Below are 11,282 nucleotides of genomic sequence, written 5' to 3'. Positions count from 1 at the left end.
AAAGCAAGGTCGCCGGTATGCTAGTAATGGGAGCGGATGCCCGGTGAACGCTTGCCGGATGACCGCCTTTAAATTTCTTGTGGGCAGGCTGAATGACCTACCGTAACTACCTCTCCCCCCCTGTTTTTCCTTACGCTTGGGCTTCCGACTGGGGCGAAGACCAATACGGTTTATGGATGGCGTTCACCTACTACGATGTACGCCACGCCTTCCGTTGGATCGAACCCGGCACGTTCATGATGGGTTCGCCGGAAACTGAAAAAGGTCGTCTTGATTGGGAAATTCAGCACCAAGTTACTCTCAGCAAGGGTTTCTGGATGGCAGAAACTCCCGTTACCCAAGCCCTGTGGCAAGTTGTCATGGGTGAAAACCCCAGCAACTTCAAAGGCGAAAAACGCCCTGTCGAACAGGTAAGCTGGAATGATGCCCAAGCCTTTATCACCAAACTCAACCAAGTCCACCCCGACCTGAATGTATGCCTGCCCACCGAAGCCCAATGGGAATATGCCTGCCGCGCCGGAACGCAAACCCCGTTTAATTTCGGTGATGAGTTGACGCTCGACAAAGTGAATTACCGAGGTACTTGGGAATGGGAAGGTTTAGATAAATGGGGCGATGGCGCAAAGCAACAAACCACCGATGTCACCAGTTATCCCAGTAATGCTTGGGGCTTGTATGACATGCACGGCAACGTGTGGGAATGGTGTCAGGATGTGTGGCAAGAAAAATTACCGGCTTCGCCGGTTACAGACCCGGAGGGTATCGCCGGAGGCGACCAAGAAGCAGGCGTTGAGCGCGTCGTTCGCGGCGGCTCGTGGGCCTACGACGGCGGGGGCTGCCGTTCTGCCTACCGTGACAGGGACGGGCCTGATGGCCGTAACGACGGCAGTGGCTTCCGTTTGATTTTAGGTCATTGAGCACAGGTCAGGGCAGGGCGGCGGAGCCGCAAAACAGGTAAAAGCGGACGGCGCAGACGCGGACAGACGTGGAGCGGGCGACACGGCAGGCCGTGGCAGCGTCGGGAGCGACAGGTTTCACCACTGATAGGGGTTTCCCAACAGCCAGAGAAACCTAAACGGTTTGCCACACCAGCCGCTCAAACCCCAGTGCCACCACCGCGATGCAATACAGCCGTTGCGGTTCTTGGTATTTGGCATCCAGCACTTGCCGATAAGCACGTAGCTGGGCTTGCGCGGCTTGGAGTGCCACTTGCACCACGGGCAGTTGTGCCAACGCTTCCCGCGATTGCTGGCGTACTTGCCCGCCGCTCATGCCGACATCGCCCAGTGACAGGTATTTGAATTCCAGCACGAAGTCCTTCAAGGTTTGGTGCTGGCGCATCCCGGAGCGGACAATCATCAGCAAATCGGTATAGCGCCGCTGTACCGCAGCTTCCGAATCCATCAGGTAGTAAATGTCATTGAACAGCAAAGTCATGAACGCGGTTTTGATGGTCAGCTCATTGCTCCACGCATAATCCCGGTTGCTGAAGGCGGCAAAGCAGGTAGTTTCAAGGTAGTCCGCCAACGGCTGTAACTCAGCGGTTTGGTAGAAACGCTTTGCTAAGGCTGCCACCGCTTGCTGGTCTTGCGGGTTGGGCAACATTTCGCGGCGCAATTCCTCCAGATAGAGGCTGTGGATGACGCGATTGGGTACGCCCAATTCTAACTCCCCCAATTCGCCGATGGCGGTAATGGTTAGCACCCCAAAGAAATACAGCAACGACACCATATAACGCGGGTCGGTCTGCAAGTCGTGGAGCTTTTCCACCCCGAAGCGGTCTTCCAGATAATCCAGCGACACCGGGTTTTGCTCATCCAGAATCTGTTCAATCACCGCTGCCCCAGCGGGTAGTGTGGCAATGTAGCGGATACGTCCCGCATCCATCGCCAAGTTGGCATCCAGCATCTGGCGTGGGGTTGTGCATTCGCGCTGGTAGTGGCGCAGGAAATAAAAGCACAGCGTCGGGTTATACAGTAACGCTTTATCGGCCTTCCCACAAAAGCGGTAGCCATTGTAAAACTGCTTGATGGTATCCAACAGGATTGGCAGTTGTGCCGCATCCTGTCCGCAGCCGCACAGGACTTGTGTCATCAAATCCGTCACCTCCGCTTGGGTAACGCCGCACAACTGGTTAAAACGCGGATCAAAGTAAACATTGGTGGCGACGTTGTAGCCGCTGGTTACATCGCTCAATACCAACGGCGATACGCCAGTAATGAACACCCGTGCAATTTTCCCCTCCGACGCGCTGCCCTTAATCACTTTGAACAAGGTTTTAAGGATGCCTTCGCCTTCCAGCAGGTCGTGGTAACGGTTAGTGTCGCGTACATCGTGTACCAGCACTTCGTTGGCGAAATTGTCGTATTCGTCAATAAGCAGGTACACCTGATGCCCACTGCCTGTTACCGCGTTCAGCAATGCCTCGAAAGTGGCAAGCGCATCGTTTTCAAACACCGTGCCGGGAGCAACAACAGCGGCGTAACGCGAGTAAAACCCTTCCGCCACCCGGTTGATATGGTGGAACAGGCTCTGTTTGATCTGTCCAATATTGCCTTGCGACGACACTTTGGAAAAATCCCAACGCAAGATCAAGTAACGGTTACGCTCCGGCGTGGGCTGTCGCCCGACGGCCAAATCCCCAAACAACACCTCAAATTCAGGCGCGGTATTCACGTCGTAATAATTGGCTAAGGTGGACAGCAGCAAGGATTTGCCAAAGCGGCGAGGGCGCAAGAAGATCAACTGTTGCCCCGCCTCTTCCAACTCGGCAATGTGGGCAGTACGGTCGAGGTACAAGTGGTTTTCGGTGCGGATGCGGTGAAAATCACTGATGCCATAGGGGAAGCGGATCATGATGGGTGTTCCTTGCACTGGGCTGATGGGGAGATTATACCAGCCTTGCAGGTCAGCGTGATGCCGGATTACTGATGCCCCTATTCGCCAGCTTCGCTGGCCTCCCCCCACGTTGTTTGCTGGCATGTGGGTTCCAGTTACCCCGTACATGAGTTTCCCATGCAGGCCATTTCCCCAGAGCCGAAGCGAGTGCCCGGCAAGTGCGCCAGTAATCATAGCGGCTGGCAGTGGGCATCCCCGCCGTTTGTACTTCCAAAAACCAACGCAAATGTTTGGCCTGCCATTGGTGGGGATTGCTGATTTGGTAACGCTGTTGGATTGCCGCTGCGATCCGTCCACCGCGTTTGATGTGGTCACTGATGGTGCGTTTCGAGCCGGGGATTGCCGCCGACAACAGTAAGGGAATGCTCATTTGCGCCCTCCCACATAGGAAGCCACCACATCCACCCGCCCATGCCCCAGTTCTTCGGTGAGGGTTTCACGGGCTTGCAGGTCAGCGTCCCGGTCTGCCAATAACCCGCCAGCTACGCACGGCGCTTCCTGCCCGGTGAGTTGCTGGTAACGTTCGCAGGCATAAGCGGCGCGTAGGTCGTGGTAGGTCACTATCCCAGCTTCTTTGAGGTGTTCCCGCCCGGCGTTCAGCTCACCACGCACAAAACTGATGTAGCTTTCGCCCGCTTCCAACAGGTTTTTGGAACCGTCCGGGCTGGCCTCCAAAGCACGCTTGAGTGCATCCATCCCCGCCGGGGTGACAGCAACCCAACGGTCAATTTCATTACCCCTGCCGCCTTTTGTGCCTTCGGTGATATTGATTGCGCCTTGCTGTTTGGCTTCTTTACTCCAGCGTCCCAAATTGCCCAAGGTGGCCTCACGTTCCCGCAAGCCGAATTCCCGTGCCAATTCGGTGACGGCGGCGGCACGGCCTAAGCCTGCCTCCCTCATGCTGGTACTGGCAGTTTGTACCTCTGTGCGGTCAAGCCCGCCCGGTGCTTCGGTGCGCACATGGGAACGTTCCCCCACAAAACTGGCAGGGCTGACTTTGATGGTTTCATCGCCGCGTAAAGCTGACAGCGTAACATTGACGCTGGAAAGGAGGTTTTGTGCATAGGCAACGCTCATTTCCCCCGCCTCCACCTTATCCGCCAATTGCTGCCCGTATGCCGCGACGGTGCTTTGCCCAACGTCTTTGGCATCACGGATACCCGCGCTTTTCAGGTAATCCGCAAACTGCCCAAAGCGCGAAGAATGCGCCGCAACGCTATTGAAATGCCCGCCACCAAAACGGTCAGCCAAGGCTTGGCTACCTGCATAAGACATGGATTTCCCGTACCCAAAATTACGGGCTGATGCGTATTTCCCCATTTGTTTTTCCTGATGGTTAGATGACCCTACAGACAAACCACAACGGCTACCTTTTGTTACTTGCTGAGTGAAAAAGCGGATGAAGCGCCGCCCGCGCTTTGTGGTTTGCCCATCCGGGCCGGTTACATGCTTGCTGGTCTGGCGGCATGTTGCCAGTACGTTACTGATGCTCTGGTTTCCCCCCACCGCGTTTCCGGTTGCCCGGCGGTAGTGGATGGTTTGCCGTTTTGCCTACGGCAGGGAAGCCCAGCTAAAACCCGTGTCAGGTGGCGAGTGCATGGCAGGTTGGGGCTGCTACAGGTCAAAGACCTGTTGCCCTACCGCCTTCCAGTGGGTTTTAGTGCAGGTTTATGCGCTGCGCCATAAACCTTATTGCTGTTACAAAACAAACGGTTGCGGCAGGAATCCCGCGCCTGTCTCTTTTGGGCAAAGAGACAGGCGCAAAGATGTTGCCGCAGTTCCCGGTACGCTTTCGTGCCGTGCTAAGGTTCCGTTTGTGTGCCGCGCTCCCGTTGGTCGCGTGTACCTGTGGGGTGCAACTTGGCGGCGGTAGTGGTGGAATAGTGGATACGGTTATATCCGGTACTTGGTGTGCAGCTTCCGGGCTGCGGGCTGTACCACTTTGGTGGGTGGCTTCTCGTTGGTCAGACGGGCTGTGCCAGAATGGGTTCTGGCTTCTCGTTGGTCAGGCGGGCTGTGCCAGTGAATGGCGTCTCGATTTTAGGGGTTCGGAACCACAAATGAGCCGTTATTGTAGCAAGTGCTCAGGGAGCTTAAAACTGGGGTTTGCTTTCAAAATTTCACCGTGTAGGTAATTGACCCTTGTACCCACAGCAGTTAGTGAGGCGCTCAGCTCTGCGCACTCCTGCTTAAGTCGGTCAACTTGTACCTTGCGCCGTTCTGCCACTTTGGTGGCATTGACCCGCCAGTGCTTTTCTTGTTTCAGGCGGGCTTGCAGTGTATCCACCTCCTGTCGCAATTCCTGTTCTTTGCTGTGTTCTCCAGACAATGCATTACCCTCGCGATTATTTTTGCTTGTGACGAATTTTGGCAGCAGATCGCGTGATAATCCAGTTTTTGACGGTCAGAAACGGCGGGTATTTAACTCCTGTACTTCTTGAAATTTTCCGCCTGCGAAAAGATTTCCTTGTAAACCTCATCGCGGTCAACCGGCGGGTAGCCGTATTCTGCCAACAGCATAATCAGGTCGACTTTCAGTTCGGCTTTGATGTCGTCACGCTGGTTCCAGTCGGTGTAGCGGGCTTTGTCATCGACCACCGCTTTCACGGCTTGGGAGAGGGCTAGCAGCTTGTCTTCGGGGTAGGTGAAATCGTATTTGACCGCCAGCCCTTTGAGTATGTCGTAGAACGCTTTTTCCTCAAAGTCGATACCGAGGTCGGCAAACGATGCCTTTTCGCGTTGCAGGGCGTGGAACAGGTCGATAATTTCATTGGCGAAGTCGTCCAGTACGTTGCTGACCAGCACATTCTGTTCGTCGCGCTCGTTGTAGCGGTCGACCAGTGCCTTGAACTGTTTGGAAAAGTCCACGCCCTTGGCGCGGTTGGTCTTCTTGAATTCGGCAATGGCGCGTTCGAGTAGCTGTTGCAGCAGCTTGATTTTGGTGTTGGGCAGTTTGATCTTGTCGATCTTGGCGAGGTAATCGTCAGAGAACAAATCCACCTCAGAGGCGTCGTCTTCGCCCAGCTTGAAGATTTCCTCCACGCCATCGCTTTGCAGCGCGTCTTTGATCATCTCGCGCACTTTGGCGTTCATTTGCGCGGTATCCGGGGCGTTGCCACGGGTGAGCTTGAAGACGATGGAGCGTACCGCCAAGTAGAAGTGGATGCGGTCGCGCTCGTCTTGGGTGAAAGCGTCACTGCCGGAACAGATGTCGTAAGCGGCTTTGAGGCGTTTCACCAGCCCCATGAATCGCTGTTCGAGCTTTTGGGTGAGCTGCACGAATTCGGCGGCAAGGTTCAAACATTGCAATTGCGCCATCGGTTCATGGCTAAAGTATCCGCTGCTGTCGAAGGGGTGGAACAGCTTACCCAACAGGTCGAGCTGGTCTTTGACGGCGATGATGGATTGCTGGATTTCCTCAAAGTTGTCTTCGTCGCCCTTGGAATACTGCTTGAGGGCTTCATTCATTTGGCGCTTGATGCCGATGTAATCGACCACTAGCCCTTTGTTTTTGCCTGCAATGGTGCGGTTGACGCGGGAAATGGTCTGGATCAGGCTGTGGCGTTGGATCGGTTTGTCGATGTAAATCGTGTCCAGTTCCGGCACGTCAAAGCCAGTCAGCCACATATCCACCACGATGGCGATTTTGAAATTGGACTTGGCTTCTTTGAACTGGCGGTCGAGTTCCTTGCGGTATTCCTTGGTTCCCAGCAGGTCGTAAAGGGTCTTCGGGTCATCCTGCCCTCGTGTCATCACCAGTTTCAGGTGTTCGATGGGCTTGAGTTTCTTGCGGTCTTCGTCGCTCAGTTCCGCGCCTTCCTCACAATCACGCACTTCTGCCCATTCTGGGCGCAGGGCGATGATTTGCTGGTAGAAGTCCCACGCAATTTCGCGCTTGCTGCACACGAACATGGCTTTGCCCTTGAGGGTTGCGCCTTCTGCTACGCGGTTTTCGTAATGCTCGACGAAATCAGCCGCGAGTGCCTTGAGGCGGTCGGGGTCGCCGAGGATGGCGCTCATGTTGGCAGAGGCTTTCTTGCTTTCCTCAATCTGGTAGTCGCTTGCACCTTCTTCGGCGCATTGCTGGTAGTAGGTTTCGATTTCTGCCAGCTTGCGGTTGTCGAGGAAGACTTTGGCGGCGCGGCCTTCGTAGACGATGCGCACGGTGATGTCGTCCTTGACCGATTCGGTCATGGTGTAGCTGTCGACGATACGCCCGAAAACTTCCAGCGTGGCATCCACGGGTGTGCCGGTGAAGCCGACGTAGGTGGCGTTGGGCAGCGAGTCGTGCAGGTATTTGGCGAAACCGAAAGTGCGTTTCACACCCTGCTCGGTGACACGGACTTTCTGGTCGAGGTTGATCTGGCTGCGGTGCGCCTCATCCGAAATGCAGATGATGTTGTTGCGCTCGGACAGCAGCTCGATGTCTTCGGTGAATTTGTGAATGGTGGTGAGGAACACGCCGCCGCTGGTGCGGCCTTTGAGCAATTCACGCAATTGGGCGCGGCTTTCCACGCTGATGATGCTGTCGTCGCCGATGTAGCTTTTGGCTTTGACGAACTGCCCGGAAAGCTGGTCGTCGAGGTCGGTGCGGTCGGTAATCAGCACAATGGTGGGGCTGGCGAGTTCTACGCTGCGCATCAGCAGACGGGCAAGGAATAGCATGGTGTAACTCTTGCCGCAGCCGGTTGCGCCGAAATACGTGCCGCCTTTGCCGTCGCCGTGTGGTTTACGGTGTGTGAGGATGTGGGCGTACAGCTTGGTGGCGGCGTAATACTGCGGGTAACGGCACACCACTTTTTCTTCTTTGCTGGCTGCGTTCACCCCGTCCGGCAAGTAGATGAAGTTGCGAATCACGTCGCGCAGGCGGCGTTTGTCGAACAGCCCTTGTATCAGGGTGTGCAACGAGCTGATGCCATCCACCGCCAGACTTTCATCACCCGTGACCTTGCGCCATGCGTAGAAAAATTCGTAGCGGGCGAATAGCGAGCCGACCTTGCTGTTTACTCCGTCGGAAATCACGCACAGGGCGTTGTATTTGAGCAGTTCGGGAATGTCGCGGCGGTAGCGGGTGGTGAGTTGCACGTAGGCATCGTGAATGGTGGCTTCCTCACGTACCGCGCTTTTGAACTCGAACACCACCAGCGGCAGGCCGTTGATGTAAAGGATCGCGTCGGGGATGCGCTTTTCGTAGCCTTCGATTTCGAGCTGGTTGACCAGTTTGTAGCGGTTTTTGCTGTGGTAAGCGGATTGCGCCTCGCCAATGGTTTCGATCTTGTTGGTGTCGGGAATGCGTTGTGCGCTCAGGTCGCTGTAGTCGATGAGCTGGATGTAGAGGTCTTTCTGGCGGTGGTCTTCGCGTTTGAGCAGGAAACCGTCGGTGACCAGTTTTATCACGGTTTTGTTGCTGTCGTACAGGTCGGAGGCGGGCAGGGTTTCCAAGCAGCGGATGATTTGCCCGATTTCGCTGTCTGTAATACCGTCGGCTGCGTAACGGTTGGTGAGGTAAGCGCGGAGGTCGTCTTGCAGCAGAGCATCTTGCGGGTTGCGGGCAATGGATTCACCGGGAACGTGCGGGTAGCCCTGTTCGCCGAGCAGGGTGATGATGGCTTGCTCCAGTTTGGCTTCGGTGAATCTTGCCATTACCTTTTGCGCCGTCGTGGTGTTTCTGCCGGAGCAATAGGTTGATAAGCCTTTAAACCTTGGTCGCCTGTCAGAATTTCAACCTCAAAGCGTAACTGGGCGTAATATTCTGCGACATCCTTAATGGTTGCATCACCGATAGAAATTTTTCTGGCTGCCAGGTTTGGCCAGTTTGCCGCCAAAGCTTTCAAGCCTTCTGGCGACCATAATTCAGACTGGTGAGCAAATGCCGCCCAAGGCTCCTGATCCTCTGCGCTCTTGTACATGATCTCTGCCAGTGCATCAGCCCGTTCTTTACGGCTATGGGGGGCTTGAGCAATATGGTTTCCGGTTTCGATAATGGTTGCCAAGGGCAGGACAAACGTTGTGTTGGCAGCTTTTTCCTGTTCAATCTTTGTATTGACCCGCTGCTTGTCCCAACGGTCATGATCCGGCCCGCAGGAGTCCATCCCCGGAACATTTAGCCATACGCACAGGATGCTGGTGTCAATGATCAACACTTTGCTCACTGCTGATCCTCCAGCTTTAATGCCGACTCGATCCGCCCTTCGCTGCTGAGCCTGCCCAAACTGCCAGATGCCAGTAGTTTGGGTAGTTGTTGCAGGTCTTCCAATTGCTTGAGTTCACTGGCACCGGAGCTTTCATCTCGATGCGCAACTGTTATGAAGGGCAACATACGGACTCCGGCGGCATCCAGCAAAGCCGGGTTATGCGTGGTGACGATGACATCAATATTACGTTCTTTGCCCAACGTTTTGAGCATCTCCAACAGTACATTGGCACGGGACGGATGCAGGCCGTTATCGACCTCTTCAATCACCAACAGGCTACCCGGTTCACGGGTTAAAAGGGCTGCTACTATACCCAGATAACGCAAAGTGCCATCTGACATGCCACGGGCATCAATTTCGTGAGTAGCTTGGTTAGACCAGCCTTCTTGGCAATACAACATGGCATCTGTGTTGAACTTCCCTACAGTTTCAGTCCAGACCCGTTGAATGTCACGCTCAGGTAATGCCCGCAAGTAATGGGTCAGTGTTTGTTCTACCCCCTGCTTGCGTGATGCTTCCAGACCTGCCAGCACGCCTGCAATATTGGAGCCATCCGCCAGAAGTTTATCGGACAGGGGCGTGTAATCACGCATATGGCTGGGAATAGGATCAAACACAAAGATGCGCTGGAGCTGGCTCAATACGTGACGGGCGGCTTCCTGTATGTCTTTGCGCAGACTCAGGGTGTCTGTCTGGCTCAGGATCACATGTGTACGGCTCAGGTCAACCCGTTTACCTCGGCCTTGCGTTCCTGTGGAAAAGTAGGCGGGAATACCCGGAGTATTGGATTCCTCGTGTTTGGCGCTAAACAGGATTTTCTCGATGGGGTCACTGCGTGTCCGGTAGGTAATCATGACCAATTCTTCGCGCAGTACTTCTGCTTTTGTGCCATTGACCTCTACGGTCAGGTGATAGCGGTAATCCTGTTTGCTGTTCAAGCCATCGGCAATGATTTCCAGCGAAAACTGGCGATAGGGTTTTAGGCAAATCCATTCCATACCGCCACGTAGGGCAGGCAGACTGACATCGCCGTTAATGGCCTGAAAGATACTGACACCTACACTGACTCGATGCAGGAAAAGCAATGCATCCAACGTGTTGGATTTGCCACTGGCATTGGTTCCGATAATGATGGTCAGCGGGTCAATGTAAAGCGTTGCTTCATCAAAACTTTTCCAGTGTTTTAGTTTCAGCTCTTTTATCACAACAGGCTCCTTAAAATTTCAGCCAGTCCTTAGTTTATATACTTTATCGACATTATATCTCGACCACAATCGGCGGATTGCGCACCTGATAGCGGTCATCCAGCAGGCTGGCATTGATGAACAGGGTCTTGCCGACTTTCTTTTTGCCGTAGCCTTCGTGGATGTGACCACTGGCGTGGATGCGCGGCTTGATGCGTTTGATCGCGTGCAGCAAATCCTCGCAGCCAACCCGTTTGCCATGTGTGCATAAGTCCAGTATGCCGGACGCGGGGCCGTGGGTAATCAGCACGTCGGTATCGACGGGGATTTTGTCCCAGTGCTGGCGGATGGCTTCACCCCGTTCGCGGTTAAATGCCCAGTTCATGAATTCGGGCTGGATGGGCGACCCCCAGAATTTCACCCCGTCAATTTCGATGCCAGAGTCGTTGAGGTAGATGAGGCCGTATTCTTTGAGGATGTGTTCGGCGATTTTGCGGCGTTTGTCTTCAAAGCACCAGTCGTGGTTTCCGGCAATCACGATCTTGTGGGTGAAAGGCTGCGCTGCCATGAATTCGGCGAAATTCAGCGTGTCGTCCAGCGTACCGCGCCCGGTGAAATCGCCGCAATGTATCAACACGTCGCCCGCGTCGATGGTTGGCAAGCGGGCTTGCAGGGAATGGGTGTCGGAGATGAATGTTAGTTTCACGCGAGTGCTTCCTCCACGACCGACTCCGCCTCTGGAATCCGTAATTCGCCGGATAGCAGCTTCGGCAGCAGCGTATCCCGAAGATTAGTCAGTGCTTTTGCTTGAATGCCATTTGCTAAAATCTTATCGAAATAAGGCTTAACAATTTGATCAAATGCCAAAGTTAGCGGTACATTCTCTGTACACGACAAAAACCATAACCAATTGATTTTATAAGCCTGACCTTGAAAGGTTGAAAGCCCGCCGAGGATCTGCTCCACTCTCAGCGACCAAGCAGGAGAGTGTCATGGATTTGAACGA

Annotated in this window: 10 protein-coding genes; 1 reads left to right on the top strand and 9 read right to left on the bottom strand. The window is 54.5% G+C overall.

The genetic code is table 11. The annotated features are described in order from the left end of the window. Positions 1-92 precede the first annotated feature (92 nt). Positions 93-917 (top strand): formylglycine-generating enzyme family protein, encoded by an 825-nt coding sequence (locus PHE17_RS19720; protein WP_301017633.1) that lies wholly within the window; start codon positions 93-95, stop codon positions 915-917. A 154-nt stretch (positions 918-1,071) separates the two neighbouring features. Here the strand turns inward: PHE17_RS19720 and PHE17_RS19715 are convergent, their stop codons facing one another. The 9 genes from PHE17_RS19715 to PHE17_RS19675 all read right to left on the bottom strand — a co-directional run bounded on the left by PHE17_RS19715 (position 1,072) and on the right by PHE17_RS19675 (position 11,242). Next, positions 1,072-2,982, bottom strand: a complete 1,911-nt coding sequence (locus PHE17_RS19715) for an AAA family ATPase (RefSeq protein ID WP_363320150.1) — start codon at positions 2,980-2,982, stop codon at positions 1,072-1,074. After that, positions 2,909-3,268: a hypothetical protein gene (locus PHE17_RS19710; RefSeq protein WP_301017632.1), complete on the bottom strand. Its 360-nt coding sequence runs from the start codon at positions 3,266-3,268 to the stop codon at positions 2,909-2,911. The genes PHE17_RS19715 and PHE17_RS19710 overlap by 74 nt, the downstream gene beginning before the upstream one ends. Continuing rightward, positions 3,265-4,404, bottom strand: a complete 1,140-nt coding sequence (locus PHE17_RS19705; RefSeq protein WP_301017631.1) for an integrase domain-containing protein — start codon at positions 4,402-4,404, stop codon at positions 3,265-3,267. Before PHE17_RS19705 ends, PHE17_RS19710 begins: the two co-directional genes overlap by 4 nt. 562 nt (positions 4,405-4,966) lie before the next feature. Further along, positions 4,967-5,227, bottom strand: coding sequence for a hypothetical protein (locus PHE17_RS19700; protein WP_301017630.1), 261 nt, complete (start codon positions 5,225-5,227; stop codon positions 4,967-4,969). Positions 5,228-5,319: 92 nt separating this feature from the next. Beyond that, complete coding sequence (locus tag PHE17_RS19695) at positions 5,320-8,541, bottom strand: type I restriction endonuclease subunit R (protein WP_301017629.1); 3,222 nt, start codon at positions 8,539-8,541, stop codon at positions 5,320-5,322. Next, on the bottom strand, positions 8,541-9,050 hold the full coding sequence (locus PHE17_RS19690) for a hypothetical protein (RefSeq protein WP_301017628.1): 510 nt from the start codon (positions 9,048-9,050) through the stop codon (positions 8,541-8,543). Before PHE17_RS19690 ends, PHE17_RS19695 begins: the two co-directional genes overlap by 1 nt. Then, complete coding sequence (locus PHE17_RS19685) at positions 9,047-10,297, bottom strand: ATP-binding protein (RefSeq protein WP_301017627.1); 1,251 nt, start codon at positions 10,295-10,297, stop codon at positions 9,047-9,049. Before PHE17_RS19685 ends, PHE17_RS19690 begins: the two co-directional genes overlap by 4 nt. A 52-nt stretch (positions 10,298-10,349) precedes the next feature. Beyond that, positions 10,350-10,982 (bottom strand): metallophosphatase domain-containing protein, encoded by a 633-nt coding sequence (locus tag PHE17_RS19680; protein ID WP_301017626.1) that lies wholly within the window; start codon positions 10,980-10,982, stop codon positions 10,350-10,352. Next, the gene (locus PHE17_RS19675; RefSeq protein ID WP_301017625.1) at positions 10,979-11,242 is read right to left on the bottom strand and encodes a hypothetical protein; all 264 of its coding nucleotides are present in this window, start codon (positions 11,240-11,242) and stop codon (positions 10,979-10,981) included. Before PHE17_RS19675 ends, PHE17_RS19680 begins: the two co-directional genes overlap by 4 nt. Positions 11,243-11,282 lie beyond the last annotated feature (40 nt).

The organism is Thiothrix sp. (assembly GCF_028714775.1).
GTDB lineage: Bacteria > Pseudomonadota > Gammaproteobacteria > Thiotrichales > Thiotrichaceae > Thiothrix.
The sequence above is the reverse complement of the archived record's forward strand: the minus strand, read 5'-3'. Positions and strand labels throughout refer to the sequence as shown.